The following is a 20,678-nucleotide window of genomic DNA, read 5'->3' as shown; positions in this document are numbered from 1 at the left end:
TCCCTCATTCAAGAGATTGTTGTTTAATCACAACATATTTTCCGTAGGACTGTGCAATCGTATTAAGCATCACCATCATCGACTCCAGCAGCAGCTGCACCTTATGATCGGTTTCCTGATCAGCTAAAACCGGAATATCCGATGATAACCATCCATTGTCCATTACATAAGGAAGCTTCACATCTGCCAAAGCTTCAACCGAGTTGACCGTACCGACTGAGATAGCCGACACACCAGCGCAGACAATGTCTTTGCCGAGCTTCGCATACTTCGCATGTCCTTTAATCTTAAACGATGTAATCCGCTTGTCAGCATTTCGTACAATCGTAACCGTGATCATAATAATCCTCTTATGCTTGGATTTTGCCGATCGTTACTTTTGTGTACGGTTGACGATGACCTTGCTTACGACGGTAGTTCTTTTTGGCTTTGTATTTGTAAACGATGATCTTTTGGCCTCTGCCTTGTTTTTCAACAGTAGCAGAAACAGTAGCGCCGGAAAGAACTGGAGTACCAGTTACAAGACCGTCTGCACCGGATACAGCCAACACGCGATCAAACGTTACGCTTTCGCCTGCATTGGCGTTCAGTTTTTCGATGAAAAGCACATCGCCTTCCTGAACTTTGTATTGCTTGCCGCCAGTTTCGATAATTGCGAACATTGTGAGTGCACCTCCTTATTGTCGAAGACTCGCCTAATCCAGGTGAATTGCAGCATGGGCTGCCATTGCTTGTACCCGATCGGAGCGGTATCTGCAAGTCCGCTGTATATAACAATCAGACATACTTGAACATTTTAGCATACAAAATCGAATCAAGCAACCTCTTTTATACACGATTGCCTATAGCATGCCCTCTTGCAGCACATTCCATTGTCTCCATTTTTTTTATTTTGTATAATAAGACCAATCTTAAGGAACGGATTACGACAATCATCATTCAGTTTAATCTGTCTGAAGTCAGCACGCAATGACAGGCAGCCCTCTGTTAAATGATGCTACAATATTGAGAGCAAAGGAAGTTGATGCGGCATGGAAGCTATTCTTCGAATGAAGGTTGCACTCGACCTGATGGAGCAAAAAATGGAGGAACGCCTCGACATCGCCGATATCGCCAAGGCCGCCTATGTGTCGCCGTTTCATTTTCAGCGCATGTTCCACATGCTTACTGGAATGACAGTCGCGGAATATATCCGTAAGCGCAAGCTGACACTTGCGGCACAGGAGCTGACGTCTACCACCATAAAGGTCGCAGACGTTGCCTTTAAATACGGTTATGATACTCCCGAGTCATTCTCCAAGGCCTTTCTCCGCATTCATGGCATTTCGCCTTCGGAAGCGAGAGCACCCGGCGTTACATTGAAAGCATTCCCCCGCATTTCATTCCAGCTATCGTTGAAGGGAGACAAGGACATGGATTATCGTATTGAGGAAAAGGAAGCTTTTCAAATTGCAGGCTTGTCCTATGAAGTGAGCTGTAAGGACGGACAAAATTTCATCGATATTCCTAAGCTGTGGGAGGTATTCAACCAAAGCGAAGCGCCCGCTGAGCTTTATGCCAAAGGGGATGGGGCAATTATTGGCGTCTGTCTTGACGGCCAGCCCGATAAGGAGACATTCACCTATATGATTGCTACCTCCGTTGATGCCAATGTGGCTGACAAGGAAAAGAAATATACGGTCCGTACCGTTCCCGCAGCTACCTGGGCCATATTCACCTCGACCGGCCCATTGCCTGATTCGCTTCAAAATGTATTTCGCCGGATTTTCCAAGAGTGGTTTCCCGGAACCGGCTATGAGCATGCCGGAGGCCCTGAGCTGGAGGTTTATTACGAAGGGGATACTTGCGCTGAAGATTACCGCAGCGAAGTATGGATTCCGATTTTGAAAAAAGAAACAACCGGCGCTTAGCTCGCTAAACCTAAGCAAAAACGACCGATGAAGGCTCCCCTTCATCGGTCGTTCTATTTGTCGTGCACCCAAACGCTATACCACTTTTTTGCACAGCTAGACTTTAACTTGCCCCTGCCTGCCGCTTCCTCCGCAGCACGGACAGCGCTCCGTTAGCTGGCCCGCAGCACCCTCCCGCGCTTTTTTGCGGGTCACCTCCATAAGCCCTAGTCTTGTCCAGCCAACGACCGAGCATTTTGTCGGGTCCAGCCTCGCCCATTCATTCAGGCGCGCGATAATCCGCTCGCGGTTTGGTTCATTTTCCATATCGATAAAATCAATAATAATGATGCCGCCCACATCACGCAGCCGCAGCAGCCGGGCGATTTCATCAGCCGCCTCCATATTCGTACGGAAGACGGTATCCTCTAAATTCGTAGCGCCTGTGTATTTGCCCGTATTTACATCAATAACGGTTAGAGCTTCCGTCTCTCCCCATACTAGCGAGCCGCCGCTTGCCAGCCGAATATTCGGTTGAAACGCTTCATGCACCTGCCGAGTGACGTCAAAAGCATCAAATAGAGTAAGCGAAGCACCCCGGTCATACAGCTTGAGCCGTTTTTCGAGCTGCGGCGTCATTTCCCGCAGCAGCGCAGCCGCTTCCTGCAGGCGGGATGCATCATCAATCCATACCTCTTCCACTTTCATATCAAGCGTGTCGCGGACGATTCGCCGCAGCAGACCCGCCTCCATATGTAGGCCTGCTGGTGCTTTCGCCTCCGCGGCCTGGCTTATTATACGCTCCCAGCTGGCGCGAAGCTGGGCAACATCAGCCGCAAGCGACTGCTCGGACTCACCTGAGGCAGCCGTCCGGAGGATGATGCCTTCCTCGCCTTGAAGCAGCTGCTCTCCCACATCGCGCAGTCTGGCACGCTCGCTGTCGGCAGCTATTTTTCGTGAAACGCCTACGTACCCAGCCTGCGGCATGAGCACCAGCCAGCGCCCCGGCAATGTGAAGTGGGTCGTCACCCTGGCTCCCTTGCCGCCAAGCGGCTCCTTCATCACCTGTACAATCAGCTCTTGGCCTGGCCGCACCAGCTCTTCAATTGAAGGCTTTATCTCCGGCTGCTTCTCCAAATTGGGATGCAATAAATCATCTATATAGAGAAAAGCGTTTTTGCCTAGTCCAATATCTACGAACGCCGCCTGCATGCCAGGCAGCACATTAATGACACGCCCTTTGTAGACGTTGCCTACGAGGCCGCTTTTCTCCGACCGTTCCATAAAAAATTCCATGAGCCGGCCATCCTGCAAAACAGCTGTTTGAAGCATTTCTCCGTCACTGTGCATCAACATTTGCTTCATCTCTCAAACATCACCCGCCAGCTCTCACGTTTTCTTTTATATTAACACAAGTCGCAGCGGGAGTTCCTTATCTGTTTTTTGTCCCCTTAAGGAAGAAGCTCAATAACAGGGCGGTTCGGATTGCGCTCAAGCAAATAACGGTCAACAACACGCTGCTCTGGAGCTACCCTGGCGATGCTGGAGCCTCGCTCCATAATATAAAACAAGTGATACCGCTCGCGCCAAAGCAAACGAACGGCATATGCCGCAGATTGCCTGCCATCCACCACGATAGGGCTGGCAAGCACGCCTTGCGCCATTTTGCGGATAGCTACCTGGTCGCGATGCATGAGAAACCGAATGAATAAATACGGGATGCTCCGATTATAGGTCCAGTTCGTCATAAACAGAAACGTTCCAATGATGAGCAGATTGAATTGAATAGCGCCGCCGGGACGCAGCAGCCCTAGCAGCGAAACGCCGATCATTAAGCTGCTGAGCACAAGGCTGATGCGTGCCGTCCAGCGCATAACGCTGAAAAAGTTCAAGCTATAGCTAAGGGCCGCTTGCAGCAGCTTCCCGCCATCAAGCGGATAAATCGGCAATAAATTAAATAAACCAATCATCATATTTGCCTGAACGACATAGGCCGACCATTCGGGGTCCCATAATCCCAGCTGGCCGAGGCCCCAAGCAGCTAGTCCCATCCATACATTTTGCAGCGGTCCGGCTATTGCTACAAGCGCATCCTCTCCTGCTGGAAGGCTGCCCGCATCCTCCACTTCAGCCACACCGCCGAAAGGCAGCAGCTTAACCTCTCGAATATGCCAGCCGAAAAAACGCGCCACCAGCACATGGCCAGCCTCATGGACCATTACGATTAAAAACAAGGTGAACAGCTCGACAAAATAACCTGTTAATACGGAGGCCGCCATTACCAGCACAAACAACGGATGCACCGACCAGCGAATGCCCCTCCATTTAACCAAGCGGGATCACGCTTACCGGATCAATATAGCGGTCGTTTTGCTTAATTGCAAAATAAAGCAAGCTAGGCTCCTCACCGCTTGCTCTGCGCAGGCTCCCGACCTGATCGCCCGCTTCCACCCAATCATTCACGCCAACTGATGCATACCCTAGCTTGCCATATACGCTGACTCGTTCATCCGCATGCTGGACTACGACGGTTACTCCATTATCCGATGGCTCCGAGACAACAAGCACTCTGCCTGTCTCTACCGCATTTACCGCTTCCTCCGATGAGCCAGCAAGCTCGACACCGTTTAGCAGCTCGGCAAATGTACGTACGATAGCACCGCCCTCAAGCGGAGCAACGATAGGCAGCTTGACTGCACCTTCTGCAGCAGTTGCCTCCTTCTGCTCCTCTTGGAAAATCGGAATAAACGTCGGCGCTCCGGCAAACGTTTCTTTATACCATTTTGCCGCACTGGCAAAATCCAGCTCATCATGAAGCACCTGCGCTACATAAGCTCGGCTTTCCATTGCCCACTTCTCATCAATCTGGTATAAGCCCCATATGCCAGCGAACAATACAGCAGCCGCAATTATTTTCCAGCGCAGTTCGCGAAAGAAGGGATTTGGACGGCCACCTTTTGGCGGTTCCGCATACGGCGGTTCTCCTGACGGATGACCATAACGATAATCCATGCGGCTCGTCCGGCTTCGCTGATCATCCTGTATCTGTGTCCATCCATCCCAAGGATTAGGGCTTTCCTTCCACATTTTCTCTGGGTCCCGCTCCTCCTCATCCAATGGTGGATAGAGCGGAGGCGCAGCGGGCACGCTGTATTCCGCTCTTGAAAGCCGCTCTTGCATGAATCCATCCCGAACGGGCTGCTCCATTAATCGTCTAATTTTCTCTTCACGGCGCCTTCGCACCGCTTCCTTCGTATCCATCATCCGTTCCTCCCCCTCTCGATTATCAGAGAGCTTGCTTCCTTCTACATCCTTATGAGGAAAAACGGACAAGTATGCAAATTCAGCAGGCAAAAAGAAAAAGAACGCTGCTTTCTCTTCCCAGAGAATTGCAGCGCCCTTCCAAGCAGCAGCTATGTGGTTATTCAGCCAGCTCATACACTTCCTGATGAGCCTTTATACTAAATACAATGCCGATACAAATCATATTCAGCAGCAGTGAAGTGCCGCCGTAGCTGATGAATGGCAGCGTGATGCCGGTAATCGGCATTAGTCCGATCATCATGCCGATATTTTGGAATATCTGAAATACGAACATAGAGGCAATGCCTATCGTCATATAGGCAGCGCGCAAATCATGACATTTGAAGGCGATTATGATAATTCGATAAATGAGCAGGAAATACAACAGCAGCAGCACGGCTGCACCCTGAAAACCAAATTCCTCGCCGATAACAGCAAATATGGAATCGGAGTACGGATAAGGGATGAACTTCCCGTTTTTCATCTCGCCCTGCAAATAGCCATCACCCGTAAGCCCGCCTGAGCCTATGGCAATTTTGGCATTTTGAGATTGATAGCTCGCATCAGCAGATGCTTCCTCTGGATGCATGAACGTATTAATCCGATTGTACCAGTGCGTTAATTCTTTTTCTTTCAGATAAGTATATATTTCCGTATTGAACATATTAAACAGCGTCATGAACAGGATCAAACCGCCAACAACGACAGCAAGCCCTACAAGAACATGCTTATATTTAACATTGCCAATCCAAAGCATTCCGAGCACGATAACGAGATAAATAATCGCATTTCCTAAATCAGGCTGCATCATGACGAGCGCAAACGGCAATAGGGAAAAAGCCGCTATCGGTAATAAATCTTGAGAAAAGCCTAATCTATCGCCTTTTCTTCGGCCCATAATGTAGGCAATCCCGATAATCAGAAAAATTTTCATGATTTCAGCCGGTTGAAAGGAGAAGCTTCCGAGCTTGAACCAGCCTTTTGCTCCATTGATGACAGATCCAAAAAAATACACGGTGATCAGCAAAGCGACGCCAAAGCCATATAAGATATGCCAGGTTTTGAGCAAAATCCGGTAATCAAAAAGAGCGGCAAAAATCGTGATAAAAAAACCAACCCCATAAAAAATAGCCATTTTTTCAGTTGATGTAGCATATTGCGAATTGTCCCAAGTAGCACTATATATTACAAACAAGCTGAAAACCATGAGACAAACTAAAATTGCGACGATGCCCCAGTCAATTTTTTTGAATTTATTCAGCACAATGCAATCATCCTATTCCCAAAAACTTGCGGAACCGTTTGAAGGCGCCTGCCTTCTCATCTAGCAGCATAAGAGGAACCATATCGCCCAAAATGCGGCGGGCAATGTTGCGATAAGCAATCGCCGCGCGCGACGAAGGGTCCATCACCGTCGGCTCGCCTGTATTCGCGGATTTGATAACCTTCTCATCATCCGGCACGATACCGAGCAAATCAACGGCGAGCACCTGACAAATTTCATCAATATCAAGCATTTCCCCGCTTTTCACCATGTTCTGACGAATACGGTTAATGATGATTTTGGCAGCGATACCCTCTTTCTCAAGCAGGCCAATTACTCGGTCCGCATCGCGAACAGCAGCATTTTCTGGCGTTGTAATAACAATAGCCCGGTCTGCGCCGGCAATCGCATTGCGGAAGCCCTGTTCAATTCCGGCTGGACAATCAATAATGACATAATCAAATTCCTTCTTCAGCTCCAGCACCATGTCTTTGACCTGTTCGGGCGATACATCATTTTTGTCCTTCGTTTGGGCAGCCGGCAGCATGTACAGCTCATCAAAGCGCTTGTCCTTGATCAGCGCTTGATTCAAGCGGCAGCGGCCTTCAGCCACATCGATAAGATCATAAATAATGCGATTTTCAAGTCCCATAACAACATCCAAATTACGCAGTCCGATGTCGGTGTCAACCATACATACCTTCTTGCCAAGCAGAGCCAATGCCGTTCCTAGATTGGCAGACGTAGTCGTCTTGCCAACGCCGCCTTTTCCAGATGTGACAACAATCGCTTCTCCCATAAGTTACACCCCTCTCAACATAATCGGATTATTGCGTAAACGGTATAATTGCGAAATTTTATCCATCTGCATCGTTCCCTCATTCAAAAAAGCAAACTCCATCGCTGGATCGCCCGACATCCATTCCTCCGGCGGCCTGCTAATGATATCTGCTATGCGCAATTGTGTCGGCCGCATCAGTGATGCCGCAATAATAACATCCGTTCGGCCGTTAACACCAGCATGAGCGACACCACGCAGCGCGCCCATCACATAAATATCGCCGGTACTGATAATCGTTCCTCCCGGGTTCACATCCCCCGTCAGCAGCAAATCGCCTTCACGCTCTATCGTTTGACCCGATCGGATAATTCCGTTAATGAGCTGAATGCCAGGTGGCGGAGCCTGCGGCTGGCTACCTGCCGCCGGCTCCGATTCTACCGATTGTACAATCAGATTGCCCTGCGCGCGAATAACCGATCGAATCCGTTCTTTATCCTCATCGTCAAGCTGCCTGCTTCCTAGCTTGACATGGACGTGCACGAGCGGGCCGGTGAGCAGCTGCTGATGGGTTTTCTCCAGCTTGTAGTGCAGCTCATCGAGTAATAAATCAAGTTCACAACTATCGTCGAGAAGGAACACGAGACCTTCCTTGACGCCTTTAATCATAATATGCTGCTTTTCGGCCACGATTGTCCCTCCCCAACGTATTGCATTCTTTTCGAAACAATCGAATTCCTGCTTTAACCGCCAATTTATTCCTCATCCTGGTCCTGATTTAGCTTCGCATCCTGCTCATACAGCTTGCGAACAGGCACGTAAATAACCAAAGCAAAGGCAAGCTGCAAAAATAAGCTAGGCAAAATATGATCCAGCAGCGCGAAAGCATACGACTCCTCCGTCAACCGGAAAAGCGAATAAATAAAATAAACGGCTGAATCGTAAGCAATGCACGCAAAGCCAATGACGGACAGGCATGTAAGCAGCGTGCTGCGGCGGCGATCGAACAGAAGTCCGGCAAAATAACCGATTAGCCCCATCATGAACGTATGTACACCGAGCAAATGACCATAGTAGACGATATCCTGAATAAGTCCAATACCTATGCCAAACATCAGTGCCCGATGGCGACCGCTATACAGAGCAGCATATAATACAAAGACAAAGCTAAAATGCGGAATAATTTTGCCAGCATAATCGACCGGAATGATCCAAGGCATGACGCTGCCTTCAATAACAAAAAGGAAAAACAACAGCAGGATAAGCCGATTCGTGCTCATCATACTCATTTCCCCGCATCCTCCGATGCAGACACCTCGACGACAAACACTTCTTTAAGCTGGTTCAAATTTGCCGCCATCTCAATTGAAGCTGTGTACGTCAAGCCAAAATTGCCTACTTCCTTTGTCTCTACCGTTCCAATAACAAGACCGCGCGGGTAGACGCTGTCGCTTCCTGAGGTAACGACCAAATCACCGACGATCATTTTGTCGTTTTCGCCGATTCTTGTCATAATCAATCGCTGCGTCTCATCATCGTAGCTGGTAACCATTCCGAAAGAGTCACTCTTGCCAAGAATAGTCGCCGCAATCGCATTTGAAGTGGGCGACTTTTCATCTAGCTCCGTAATCGGCATTACCGTTGCCGTATTCGGCCTTACCTGGCTGACAATACCGATAATGCCGTCAATGGTTGTAACCGCCATGTTCTGCTTGATGCCATTCAGCGAGCCTAAATTGATTTCCAGCGTCTTGCTGTACGGATTATTGTCAACGGCAATGACATGGGCAATGCGGTAGTTGTAATTGTTTATTCTTTTCTGCTGCTCTGTAAAATTCAGCTCTTTCTGCAAACGCTCATTATCTTCCTGCAGAAAGTTATAGCCGATTTTGTCGCGGGCATAAGCCGCTGCTGTCAGTCTAAGGTACTCATTCTCCTCATAAATCGCCCGGAGATTGCCAATATCCTCAAAGAAACCCGCTATTGAAGCAGCGGGCACATAAAACCATTGCTGAACGAATCCGACTGAATCTCCGATAAACTTCTCCGGCATACTCAGCTCCTTACGGTCACTTAGCGAGAAGCCGATGACCACAATGAACAGAATAAACCCGAACATAAGCATAAACATGCGCTTATTTCTAAACAGCTTAAACAGCTCGATCACCTGCCTGTTCTAATCACATTTTCATTTCTTGCCAAATTGGCAGAAAGCTCTTCTAGCGTTTCGAACGGCCGCCTGAGCCGCCTCTGCTCTTGAATAAATGAATATGGTCAAGCGAACGGCCGGTACCTATAGCTACGCAGTCAAGCGGATTGTCCGCTACAATGACCGGCATGCCAGTCTCGCGCTGCAGCAGCTTGTCCAGATTGCGAAGCAGTGCTCCGCCGCCTGTCAGTACAATACCGCGATCCATAATATCTGCCGACAGCTCTGGCGGGCATTTTTCAAGCGTGATTTTAACGGCATCCACAATAGCGGTCACCGTATCCGCAAGCGCTTCGCTTACTTCATCCGATGTTATTGCAAGTGTCTTAGGCAAGCCGGATACGAGATCGCGGCCTCTAATTTCCACCGATTCTGGCGGATCAAGCGGCAGTGCTGTACCCAGATCCATCTTAAGCTGCTCTGCCGTACGTTCCCCAATCATCAGATTGTAGAAGCGTTTAATATATTGGATAATGGACTCATCCATTTCATCCCCAGCGACGCGAATCGAACGGCTTGTTACAATCCCGCCGAGCGAAATCACTGCAACCTCTGTCGTTCCGCCGCCAATATCAACGACCATGCTGCCCGTAGGTTCCCAAACCGGAAGATCGGCGCCAATTGCTGCTGCGAACGGTTCTTCAATCGTATAAGCTTCACGTGCACCTGCTTGCTTCGCAGCATCTTCAACCGCACGCTTCTCAACTGCAGTAATGCCAGACGGCACGCAAATCATGACGTTCGGATGGCGCGGAAACAAAGATCTTTGCTTTTGCGCTGAACGAATAAAATATTTAATCATCGTTGCTGTCGTTTCAAAGTCAGCAATGACGCCATCCTTCATTGGACGTACGGCGCGAATATTGCCCGGCGTTCTGCCGATCATTTTTTTCGCTTGCTCGCCAACTGCTTCTATCGTTTTCGTATCGGTACGCAGGGCTACCACAGACGGCTCCCTCACGACAATTCCTTTTCCTTTTACGTATACAAGAGTATTAGCTGTTCCCAAGTCAATGCCAAGATCTTTCGATAAACCACCAAACATGTTAGTGCTCCCTTCTGTAATGCCACAATCCTTCTTATTATATTACATGTAGCCTTGTTCCTTCAAACTAATAAACCTTCCATCCCCAATAACGAGATGATCCAGCACTTCAATGCCTACCAACTCTCCAGCAGAAACGAGCCGCTTCGTCAGCGCAATGTCTTCAGGACTTGGCGTAGGATCACCGCTCGGATGATTATGCACACAAATGAGCGAGGCGCTGCTGCATTTAATAGCCGCACGAAATACTTCCCTTGGATGAACGAGCGAGGCATTCAGCGTGCCCATCGATAGCGTCTCTTGGGCAATAATGTGATTTTTCGTATTGAGAAAAAGACAGACGAAATGCTCTTTTTTCAAATGACGAAGCTCATCCATGACATAATTCGCCGCATCTTCTGGTCTCTTCACCGTAACAACCTCGCCATTGCCCGTACGAGACACTCTGCGTCCAAGCTCAAGTCCCGCCCGCAATTGAATCGCTTTCGCCGGACCGATGCCGCGAATGGCCGTCAGCTCTTCCAGACTCATATCCATCAAGTTGCGCAAATTACCGCATTCCTTCATGATATTACCCGCAAGATGGACAACTGATTCCTTTTTCGTGCCTGTTCGCAAAAGAATGGCCAGTAATTCCGTGTGACTGAGCGCTTCGGCCCCATATTTCATTAATCGCTCTCTTGGACGTTCTTCCTGTGGGACATCACGAATGAATTGGCGCTGCGGCTCCATGCCCATCCCTGCTTTCGTAAGTTAGCTTGAAATACGTGGATCAAAATACATGTATGCGATACGCTGCGAGCATATCTGACAGCAGTGACAGCGGCAAGCCGACAACGTTGAAATAACAGCCCTCGATCCTCTCAACAAGCGTGGCCCCATAACCTTGAATGCCATAAGACCCCGCTTTGTCATACGATTCCCCGGTAGCTATATAACGATGAATCTGTTCATCCTTAAGCGGCCTCATATGCACCTTCGTCATGCGATGAGCCGAGGATTGTTCACCATTATCCGTTAAAACACAAGCAACACCTGTATATACTTCATGAGCTCTGCCTTGTAGGCTGCTCAACATAGCAAAAGCATCTGCCTCATCCACTGGCTTGCCCAGTACATGGCCATCCACAACGACAATTGTATCCGCGCCTACGACGATAGAGGATTCCGTATTCCCCTGCTTCCGCAAAAGTTCAGCCGTTGCCCGCGCCTTGCGCAAGGAAAGCTGTTCCACAATTTGCTCGGGGCTCCAATCGGACGGCACACTTTCGTCCGCTTCTGAGGACAAAATATAAACCGGCAAGGAAAGGTCAAGAGAGGCGACCAGTTCCTTCCGGCGCGGAGACGACGATGCCAGCACAAACTGGCTGATCGGATTCATAGGTATAGCTCTCCTTCGTTTAAGCTTACATTTTGCGATAAAGCCATATAGCCACTATAACACCAATAATACTGAATAAGCTAATTTGGAAGTTAATCGTCATTGTAAAGCTCAGCACATATAAATCAACGGCAGGAGACCATGAAGCCTGAATCGCTTTGGTCAAGAAAGTTATTCCCGGAATCGACTCCAGCCAGCGTGCCACCAAGGCCCCAGCAAGCAGACCAAGCACTAGGAAAAGCAATAACATCCAGCCGTTTTTCTTCATAGTTCAACGCCTCTCGCCAAGTAATGACAACTGCTCACTATTATACCTTAGTATGATTTCCGTTTACAATGCGCGTATAGTCTCAAACCATGTTTTTTGTGTCAGGATCGCTTCCATTAGCGCTCGCTGTACCGACCACAAGTGTGCCTGAGAAGGGTTTTTATCATATTCCGTAAGCGACGAAGCCGCCGTATTTACCGCTTGGACAACCGCCCCCATTGAAGCTTTACCCGTCTCGCCTTGAATGCCGGACTCCATCGCCTTTATGCTGAGCGTCCATTTTTGATGCTCCTTCCTCCAAGCCTTCGCCGCGTTCTCGCCAAGTGGTGCAAGAACTGGCTGCTCCAGCTGGGCCAGCGCCAAATCATCCAGCATGCTTATCAAGGCATTCGTCTGTTCAAAAAAGCGGTTTGCCTCTGCTGCATCCCCTTTAAATGGAAATTGCTGCGGCGCCTGAATGATAAGCTCCTTCACATATACCTCGGTGCCAGGCAGCATTTTGCTCAGCGCAATTGCCCTGCTGCGGTCACCCGCCATCCCCGCATATACCCGGTAGTCGTCTGCTGTTGTCGCAGCAGCAGCTGCAAGCCCCTTGCTAGCCAACTCCTCCATTGCGGCATCCTTGCCTTCCGAGTTGCTAAATACGCCATATTGCAGCAAATGGTAGGCCTGTGGCTGGATAGCCACTTCTACCGTTTCAAGCGGCGCAGCTGAACTTGCCCCATTCCCCGCACCTGCTTCCGTGCCCAAGCCATTTTCCGCACTTTGCGCAGCTGGATTTCCGCTAACCGCGCTTGACTGCCCGCCCGAATTAGAGGGGTCTGCCGAGGAGGAATCCAAAAATAAAGACAGCAGCAAATAACCGAATAATGCTCCCGTTGCCAGCGCCCCAGCGACAGATAAAAAAACATTGATCCATGATGGCGAATGTCCAAGCTTGCGAATAGAGCGAACCGGACGGTTGCCCAGCTCAAGCTCAGGCGAATGCCGCTCGCCGTCATTTGCCCATCCATAGTGGGCATTTTCTGGCCCATGCTCCGCTCCATTGCCATTCCATTTTGAGCCGCTGAAAGAAGGTGCCTGCTGCTGGTGAGGATCATTTGATAGCGGGACCCCTTCTTGCTCTTCCATCTGAAACTGCTCTTCAGAAATATGAACAGGCGGCTCTTTATCTACTATATGTTTCGGCGCTTTCGAAGAAATGGGCGAATCGGCATGCGAACGGATTCGACTAGCCGTCTTTGTCTTAGAATCTTCAGGCAAGTGATGATCCGACTCGCGAATCAATTGCTCCAGCTGATCCATATCCTCCCCGGCCTGGCTGCTCCATGGACTGAACTGCTCATCTGAATAAAAGGCTGCAGTTTTATATAAGGGGATGACTTCAGCAAAACCTCCCTGCTTCGAAGCACCTGGCTGCGCAGAAGCAGCCGGGATTTCCACAACAGGCTGCGCCGCGGCCATCTGCTTGTTTTCGGAGCGCGAAGCTTGTCCGGCTTGGTCGAAACGGTACGTAATGCGGTTTTTTGAGTTCATGTCATTCTCTCCTTGTCTCATTCTTCTATTCCTACTCTATGAGACAATTAAGAGATTTATGATTATGAACAAACGGATACGCAAGCAAAAACGACTTCGTCGTCCTTCTAGGACGAGCGAAGAGCTTTGCCCTAGAATTCTAAGCGGATATAAGGATGAAACTTATATATTCTTAGAATTCAAGGTGAAACGGCTATCGCCGTCCTTTGGCGGCGCGGCTCGTTTCATTCCGAGAAATATAAGCCCATTTATAAGTGCAAAACTTATAAATTCTTATATTTTAAATAACATTCGCAGCTTACCTCAAGTTTCGTACAGTCGACAACCTTTTTTGCTATAAAAAGCTAAGGGAATTGTATCCATCATAAAAAAGCGGTGCTAGTTCAATTGAATGCATGATGTAAATATCTTCAAAGACATTTGCATCGTTTGGGCGCAGCTCCTTTTTGCAACGAAATAAAAAACGCTGGAAAACGATTTTAACGTTTTCCAGCGTTTAATGGAGTCCATATGCCCTTATGCAAGGGATACCAGCTTTATTTACGGCCTGCCTTCAGCCATTTAGCCAAAGCATCCGCTGTTTTCCAAATATCGCCGGCTCCCATCGTAATGACAAGATCGCCAGCAGAAGCAGCTGTCTTCAAATACTCCAGCACTTCTTCCTTTGTCGCAATAAACGTCGTATTCGCATTGCTGTTCGTCTTAATCAGCTCGACCAGCCTCTCCGAATTGACGCCCTCAATTTGCTGTTCGCCAGCTGGCGAATAGATATCGGTAATAATGACCTCGTCCGCTTCCGGAAACGCCCGGCTGAACTGGTCGAGAAGGAAATAGGTACGCGTGTAACGCTGCGGCTGGAACACAGCTACAATCCGTTTGCCTGTCGCTTTGGCAGCACTGATCGTTGCGCTGATCTCGGTAGGATGATGGGCATAGTCGTCAATAACGAGAATGTCCTCTACTTCGCCGAGCACTTGGAAACGACGCTTCGCCCCAATGAATTCACGAATAGCGCCTGCAATTTGCGCAAATGGCAGCCCTGCTTCCAGACAGGTAATAATGGTAGCCATCGCGTTATATACATTATGTTTACCTGGTACAGACAGTTCAACCTGGCCCAGCAGCTTCCCTTGGTGGGTAAGCTCGAACGATACTTTGCGATCACCAAGCACGACTTTCTCTGCCTTGTACTGGGCTTCACCATCAATGCCGTAAGTAACGAGCTGTGATGGGTCGAGCGATTGGCTTGCATACAGCTTGCTGATGATCTCGTCAATATTGTCATCGTCCGCGCATACGATAGCTTTGCCATCCGGCTTTACCTGCGACAGAAACTGAACGTAGGCAGCCTTCAGCTTGCCGAAATCCCCGTCATAGTTTTCCAGATGATCCGGTTCAATATTAGTTACTATCGCAATAGACGGGTGATAATGCAGGAAAGAGCCATCGCTCTCGTCGGCTTCCGCTACGACGTATTCCCCTTTTCCCGCCTTTGCATTCGTGCCGACGTTTACAATCTCGCCACCAATAATATACGTCGGATCGGTGCCGCAGTTTTCCATAACGAGCGCGATCATCGACGAGGTCGTCGTCTTGCCATGAGCGCCAGCAACAGCGACGCCCTTGCCTTCATTCATAAGCTGAGCCAGCATTTGCGAACGATGCAGCACCGGAATATTGAGAGCTTCCGCGGCGCGGCGCTCTACATTATCCTTCGTTAGCGCAGTGGAGTAAACCACCAGCTCCGCACCTTTAATATTTTCCGGCTCATGTCCGATATAGATTTTTGCGCCTTTCGCCGCCAGCTTCTCTGTGAGTTCCTGACGAGCGACATCAGAACCAGTTACAGTATAGCCCTTCTCCAGCATAACGCGGGCGATAGCACTCATCCCGTAACCGCCTATTCCGATGAAATGAACATGTTTTGCTGTATTCAAAGACGGTTCACCAACCTTTTTCAGAATCAGAGTTGTACAATAAGCGGGCGCGAACGTCCGCTATTAAATAAAGCGTTCCGGTCACAACCCCAAGGTCTGTTTCCCCGGTCAAATGCTGCAGCTGCTCAAGCGCTGCTTTCCAGTCAGGCTCCACAATCAGCTCAAAAGCCTCGTCCCCCTGCACAGCACGTACTAGATCAGCCAGCGCCTGCGCATCTTTTTTGTTGCGAAAATCAGGCTCGGTCACAATTAGCGTATCTACTATTGGCAGTATATGCTTCATAACCTCGCGATGATTCTTATTATCCAGCATACCCATCATTAGGATTAAACGATCATAACGATAGGTTGATTTTAATGCGGCAGCAAGCGTCTGTGCTCCCTCAGGATTATGCGCGCCATCGATGAGAATACGCGGGGAATGCGACACCATTTCCAGGCGCCCGGGCCATGCAGCAAGGCGCAGCCCCTCCTCCAGCGCATCATCCTCCACGATAAGAGCCGCATATTGGCGAAGCACCTCAAGGGCCATCACTGCGACCGCTGCATTCGTGCGCTGATGGGCGCCGTTCAGCGTGATCGTCAGTGGATGAATCGGACGGAAAAGCCCATCAAAACGGAACGTTTGCTCATCCTCGCGGACCGAAAGCGCCGTCTCGCTGAACTGCTCGCCTAACAAATACAGCGAGCTTTTGCTGTCGATCGCTTTTTGCCGAATAACTTCGATCACTTCTGGCTGCGTAACCGCACTCACGACGGGAACGCCAGGCTTAATAATGCCTGCCTTTTCCGCCGCTACCTTCTCCAGCGTATCTCCAAGGCGATCCATATGGTCATGCCCGACATTGGTAATGATGGAGAGAACAGGCGTCACAATATTCGTAACGTCCATTCGTCCGCCAAGCCCCGTTTCCCATACGACATAATCGGGATAGGTTACCTTAGCGAAGTACAAGATAGCCAGCGCCGTAGACACCTCGAACATCGTTGGAGAGCCCAGCTCAGTTGCCGCAATTTCCTCAACGATAGGCTTTAGCACATTCGACAGCTCAAGCAGTGTCTGCTCTTCAATATCAGCGTTATTATATTGAAAACGATTCGTAAACTTCGTAATGTATGGCGATGTAAACGTACCTACATCATAACCGCACTTAATGAGCGTGCTCGTCAAAAAAGCACAGGTGGAACCTTTGCCGTTCGTTCCAGCGACATGGATAAACTTCAGTCTGCGATGCGGATTGCCCAGCCGCTCCATCAAGAATAGGGCCCGCTCAAGACCAGGCCTTATTCCGAATGGAATAAGACCATTTATCCAATCTACTGCTTCCTGGTACGACTGCAGCCCGCCGCTTTCCGGCTGGCCTGAGAGCTGATTTGTCATCGTAGAAACGCCTTCTTTCTTCCCGGTGTCTATCCGCGCAAATCCGCGATTCTAGCTTGAACCTTATCGCGTTTGTCCGCATAATCCTTCATTTTGGAGCGTTCCTCTTCAATGACCTTCGCAGGCGCCTTCGCTACAAAGCCCTCATTGCCCAGCTTCTTCTCAATGCGGGTTACTTCGCCGTTCAGCGTCGCAAGCTCCTTCTCAAGTCGGGCGATTTCCTGCGAAATATCAATCAGCCCTGCAAGCGGGAAGTACAGCTCCGCGCCCGTTACAATACCGCTCATCGCCTTATCCGGAGCCAATAAATCAAGACCAGTCTCAAGCTTCGAGGTTCCGCAGAACCGGCGGACAAACTCTTCATTGCGAGTCAGAATTACCGCTTCGGCTTCGCCGCTCGGCTTAATCAACAGCTCGATTTTTTTGCTCATCGGCACGTTTACTTCCGCACGGACATTACGCACGGAACGGATGATATCCATCAGCAGCTCCATTTCCTTCACTGCTTCAGGCGCTTCCAGCGCAGCATCGTACTGCGGCCATTCGGCAAGCGTAATCGTCTCGCCTTCATGCGGCAGATGCTGCCAAATTTCCTCACTGATGTAAGGCATAAACGGATGAATCAGGCGCTGCGTGCGGTCAAGCACATATGCGAGTACCGACTTTGTCGCTTGCTTCGCTTCTTCATCGTTGCCATAGAGGTTAAGCTTCGCAAACTCGATATACCAGTCGCAAAGGTCATCCCAGATGAAATTGTACAGCTGGCGTCCAGTCTCTCCAAACTCGTAGCTGTCCATCAAACGGGTTACTTCGCGAACCGTTTCATTCAGGCGGTGCAAAATCCAGCGATCCGCCGTACCCAGCTTACCGCTTATATCAATGTCGCTCGCTGCGAAGCCTTCCAGATTCATCAGCGCAAAACGCGACGCATTCCAAATTTTATTCGCAAAGTTGCGTGCCTGCTCGACCTTCTCAAAGCGGAAGCGCAAATCCTGCCCCGGTGTGCTGCCTGTCGAAAGCATATAGCGCATCGCATCGGCGCCGTACTGTTCAATGACTTCGAGCGGATTGATGCCGTTGCCAAGCGACTTGGACATTTTGTTGCCGTTCGCATCGCGTACGAGACCGTGAATCAGCACGTCCTTGAACGGCTTTTGCTCCGTAAACTCCAGCGCGGTAAAAATCATCCGGGATACCCAGAAGAAAATAATATCGTAGCCCGTCACCAAAACATTCGTTGGGTAGAAGCGTTTTAAGTCCTCGGTCTGCTCCGGCCAGCCAAGCGTCGAGAACGGCCACAGACCCGAGCTGAACCATGTATCCAAAACATCCTCATCCTGGCGCAGCGCCGTGCCACCACAAGACGAACAGCTCGTTACTTCTTTATGGTCTACATGCATTTCACCACAGGCGTCGCAATACCAGGCCGGAATACGATGTCCCCACCACAGCTGACGGGAAATACACCAGTCGTGTACATTTTCAATCCAGTGCAAATAAATTTTCTCAAAACGATCCGGAACGAATGTTACACCGTCGCTGGATTTTTGCGCTTTAATCGCCTGCTCAGCCAGCGGCTTCATATCAACGAACCATTGCGTCGATAAATACGGCTCAACTACCGCGCCGCTGCGCTCACTGTGGCCCACCTGATGCACGTGATCCTCGATTTGAACGCACACGCCCTGCTCCTGTAAATCCTTCACGAGCTGCTTGCGGCATTCGAAACGATCCAGTCCCGCATAAGGGCCAGCTTCCGCATTCATCTTGCCGGACTCGTCCATAACGATAATTTGCGGCAGATCATGACGAAGGCCTACCTCGAAGTCATTCGGATCATGAGCTGGCGTAATTTTCACAGCCCCGGAGCCAAATTCCTTGTCTACGTATTCGTCGCCAATGATCGGAATTTCGCGTCCAATGAGCGGTAATACGATCATTTGACCAATTAGGTGCTGGTAACGCTCATCTTCAGGATGAACAGCAACCGCGCTATCGCCCAGCATCGTTTCCGGACGCGTTGTCGCAACCGTAATATGCCCTGAGCCGTCCTTCAGCGGATATTGCAAATGGTATAAATGACCGTTCAGCTCTTTATGCTCAACCTCAATATCGGACAAAGCGGTTCTCGCAGCCGGGTCCCAGTTGATGATTTTTTTGCCGCGGTAAATGAGGCCCTTCTTGTACAACTGCACAAATACCTCGCGAACAGCCTTAGACAGCCCCTCGTCAAGCGTGAAGCGTTCGCGCGAATAATCGAGCGACAGCCCCATTTTTGCCCATTGGCCGCGAATCGTCCCCGCGTATTGTTCCTTCCAATCCCATACCTGCTCCAAAAAAGCCTCGCGTCCGAGATCGTAGCGGGATTGTCCTTGCTCGCGCAGCTTCTGCTCCACTTTCGTCTGTGTTGCAATGCCTGCATGGTCCGTTCCCGGCAGCCACAGAGCATCAAAGCCCTGCATCCGCTTAAAGCGAATGAGAATATCCTGCAAGGTGAAATCGAGCGCATGCCCAATGTGCAAAACTCCCGTTACATTCGGCGGGGGAATAACGATCGTATAGGTCTCGGCCTCTGGGCGCTTGCCCGCTTCAAAAAATTTTCCATCCATCCAGAAGTCATACCACTTCATTTCAGCGGCTTTCGGGTCGTAGGTCGTCGGCATCGACGGCGTCGTTTGATTTTCAGACATAAGCTCCATCCTCCACATATCGCATAATGGCATCCATACATAATTTTGAATACAAAAAAACCTTCCGCCCTTATAGCAAAGGACGAAAGGTTAGCTTCCGTGGTACCACCTTTGTTCCGCGCGTCTTGCAGCTGCACGGCACTCAAACAGATAACGGCTGTGGCCGGCTTGAATTAACGAATAGCAATTCGTTTGATTCAAGCAACTCCAGGGCGACTTGTACGAGTAAAATCCTGCGGAACTCTCAGCACTAACGGCTCCGCTCTCTGAAGGCTTGGCTGCGTACTCTTCCCCTTCAACGTCGTTCGTTGACTTTAAGACATATTTATCTAATGATACACTCTTTGTGAGAAAAAGTCAAACAAGGCTGGCACGCTATTCTGGAACTCTTCTCACAATTGCTAGTCCTATTAATCGTTAAACTGCTCCTGCAAACCAAATCCATTTTTCCGCTCAGCATCAGATAAGGAAAGTTCATTATTCCAAAGGGATTTTTGAAGACTTTGCACTTTCAAGCCCAACTCTATATTCCATTCACCTAATGGAACAAATGTATTGTTCGTCAACTGAATAACACCACTATCCTTAATCGGCAGCCTTGCTGTACGACCATTTCTTGTGAATACGATATCTGTTTTGCTGATGCTATAATTCAATTTAAACCCTTCAGAAGTCGCCTTGTACTCAGAGTTATATTTTTTTTATAAGCTTTAGCGACTTCAAATCATAATAAATTTGTACCGCATGCCTGATCCTTTCTTCCTTCCCTGCACTGCTTTGACTTACGGCTGCAAAACTAGTGGATGGTAGTCCTATAATTAAAATAATTGTAATAATAAGCTTGTACATTTTAACCATTTAACCCACCCTATAGTATGTATTTAAATAGAAAAAATATCACTTATTATACCTTTTGAAAAATGAGTTTACAATTAATTCTTAATACATTAACTGATTGAAAGTAATGTAAATGCAAACAACGTTCTTCAGCTGCCTA

General features: G+C 49.2%; 20 protein-coding genes and 1 other annotated feature. Of the genes, 1 reads left to right on the top strand and 19 read right to left on the bottom strand.

The features are described from left to right. Window positions 1–4: 4 nt before the first annotated feature. Together MHB80_RS08585 and rplU are read right to left on the bottom strand one after the other, a co-directional pair. A complete protein-coding gene (locus MHB80_RS08585; protein ID WP_341281754.1) occupies window positions 5–340 on the bottom strand; it encodes a ribosomal-processing cysteine protease Prp in 336 nt (111 codons plus the stop codon). A 10-nt stretch (window positions 341–350) separates the two neighbouring features. After that, window positions 351–662 carry a 50S ribosomal protein L21 gene (gene rplU / locus MHB80_RS08580; RefSeq protein ID WP_046229374.1) on the bottom strand — a complete coding sequence of 104 codons (312 nt, stop codon included), beginning with the start codon at window positions 660–662 and terminating at the stop codon, window positions 351–353. Between the two features lie 369 nt (window positions 663–1,031). Between rplU and MHB80_RS08575 the strand changes: the two genes are divergently transcribed. Further along, the gene (locus MHB80_RS08575) at window positions 1,032–1,910 is read left to right on the top strand and encodes a GyrI-like domain-containing protein (protein WP_341281753.1); all 879 of its coding nucleotides are present in this window, start codon (window positions 1,032–1,034) and stop codon (window positions 1,908–1,910) included. A gap of 96 nt (window positions 1,911–2,006) precedes the next feature. Here MHB80_RS08575 and MHB80_RS08570 read toward each other — a convergent pair whose 3' ends face one another. From MHB80_RS08570 to MHB80_RS08490, 17 genes are all read right to left on the bottom strand, one after another. Next, complete coding sequence (locus tag MHB80_RS08570) at window positions 2,007–3,254, bottom strand: Rne/Rng family ribonuclease (RefSeq protein WP_341281752.1); 1,248 nt, start codon at window positions 3,252–3,254, stop codon at window positions 2,007–2,009. An 86-nt stretch (window positions 3,255–3,340) separates the two neighbouring features. Beyond that, window positions 3,341–4,222 (bottom strand): M50 family metallopeptidase, encoded by an 882-nt coding sequence (locus MHB80_RS08565; protein WP_341281751.1) that lies wholly within the window; start codon window positions 4,220–4,222, stop codon window positions 3,341–3,343. Further along, complete coding sequence (locus tag MHB80_RS08560) at window positions 4,215–5,153, bottom strand: M23 family metallopeptidase (protein WP_341281750.1); 939 nt, start codon at window positions 5,151–5,153, stop codon at window positions 4,215–4,217. Before MHB80_RS08560 ends, MHB80_RS08565 begins: the two co-directional genes overlap by 8 nt. A gap of 157 nt (window positions 5,154–5,310) precedes the next feature. After that, complete coding sequence (locus MHB80_RS08555) at window positions 5,311–6,456, bottom strand: FtsW/RodA/SpoVE family cell cycle protein (RefSeq protein WP_341281749.1); 1,146 nt, start codon at window positions 6,454–6,456, stop codon at window positions 5,311–5,313. Window positions 6,457–6,463: 7 nt separating this feature from the next. Continuing rightward, entirely contained in the window at window positions 6,464–7,255 is a 792-nt protein-coding gene (gene minD / locus MHB80_RS08550) for a septum site-determining protein MinD (RefSeq protein ID WP_046229380.1), read from the bottom strand. Window positions 7,256–7,258: 3 nt separating this feature from the next. Beyond that, window positions 7,259–7,924: a septum site-determining protein MinC gene (locus MHB80_RS08545; RefSeq protein ID WP_341281748.1), complete on the bottom strand. Its 666-nt coding sequence runs from the start codon at window positions 7,922–7,924 to the stop codon at window positions 7,259–7,261. A gap of 65 nt (window positions 7,925–7,989) precedes the next feature. After that, window positions 7,990–8,523: a rod shape-determining protein MreD gene (gene mreD, locus MHB80_RS08540; RefSeq protein ID WP_341281747.1), complete on the bottom strand. Its 534-nt coding sequence runs from the start codon at window positions 8,521–8,523 to the stop codon at window positions 7,990–7,992. Then, a complete protein-coding gene (gene mreC / locus MHB80_RS08535) occupies window positions 8,520–9,401 on the bottom strand; it encodes a rod shape-determining protein MreC (RefSeq protein WP_341281746.1) in 882 nt (293 codons plus the stop codon). The genes mreD and mreC overlap by 4 nt, the downstream gene beginning before the upstream one ends. A 52-nt stretch (window positions 9,402–9,453) precedes the next feature. Continuing rightward, complete coding sequence (locus tag MHB80_RS08530) at window positions 9,454–10,488, bottom strand: rod shape-determining protein (RefSeq protein WP_046229382.1); 1,035 nt, start codon at window positions 10,486–10,488, stop codon at window positions 9,454–9,456. A gap of 42 nt (window positions 10,489–10,530) precedes the next feature. Continuing rightward, the gene (gene radC / locus MHB80_RS08525; RefSeq protein WP_341281745.1) at window positions 10,531–11,220 is read right to left on the bottom strand and encodes a DNA repair protein RadC; all 690 of its coding nucleotides are present in this window, start codon (window positions 11,218–11,220) and stop codon (window positions 10,531–10,533) included. A 40-nt stretch (window positions 11,221–11,260) separates the two neighbouring features. Continuing rightward, window positions 11,261–11,869 (bottom strand): Maf family protein, encoded by a 609-nt coding sequence (locus tag MHB80_RS08520; protein WP_341281744.1) that lies wholly within the window; start codon window positions 11,867–11,869, stop codon window positions 11,261–11,263. Window positions 11,870–11,894: 25 nt separating this feature from the next. Beyond that, window positions 11,895–12,137 (bottom strand): DUF4321 domain-containing protein, encoded by a 243-nt coding sequence (locus tag MHB80_RS08515; protein ID WP_338555257.1) that lies wholly within the window; start codon window positions 12,135–12,137, stop codon window positions 11,895–11,897. A gap of 63 nt (window positions 12,138–12,200) precedes the next feature. Then, the gene (locus MHB80_RS08510; RefSeq protein ID WP_341281743.1) at window positions 12,201–13,673 is read right to left on the bottom strand and encodes a hypothetical protein; all 1,473 of its coding nucleotides are present in this window, start codon (window positions 13,671–13,673) and stop codon (window positions 12,201–12,203) included. 536 nt (window positions 13,674–14,209) lie between these two features. Continuing rightward, the gene (murC, locus tag MHB80_RS08505) at window positions 14,210–15,610 is read right to left on the bottom strand and encodes a UDP-N-acetylmuramate--L-alanine ligase (RefSeq protein WP_341281742.1); all 1,401 of its coding nucleotides are present in this window, start codon (window positions 15,608–15,610) and stop codon (window positions 14,210–14,212) included. Between the two features lie 7 nt (window positions 15,611–15,617). Beyond that, complete coding sequence (locus tag MHB80_RS08500) at window positions 15,618–16,991, bottom strand: folylpolyglutamate synthase/dihydrofolate synthase family protein (RefSeq protein WP_341281741.1); 1,374 nt, start codon at window positions 16,989–16,991, stop codon at window positions 15,618–15,620. A 29-nt stretch (window positions 16,992–17,020) separates the two neighbouring features. Beyond that, window positions 17,021–19,681, bottom strand: a complete 2,661-nt coding sequence (locus tag MHB80_RS08495) for a valine--tRNA ligase (protein WP_341281740.1) — start codon at window positions 19,679–19,681, stop codon at window positions 17,021–17,023. A gap of 75 nt (window positions 19,682–19,756) precedes the next feature. Beyond that, window positions 19,757–19,989, bottom strand: a binding site (T-box leader). A gap of 102 nt (window positions 19,990–20,091) precedes the next feature. Then, entirely contained in the window at window positions 20,092–20,337 is a 246-nt protein-coding gene (locus tag MHB80_RS08490) for a hypothetical protein (protein ID WP_341281739.1), read from the bottom strand. Window positions 20,338–20,678 lie beyond the last annotated feature (341 nt).

Origin of the sequence: Paenibacillus sp. FSL H8-0537, assembly GCF_038051995.1 — a bacterium.
Classification (GTDB): domain Bacteria; phylum Bacillota; class Bacilli; order Paenibacillales; family Paenibacillaceae; genus Pristimantibacillus.
This window is presented reverse-complemented; position numbering and strand designations above follow the sequence as displayed.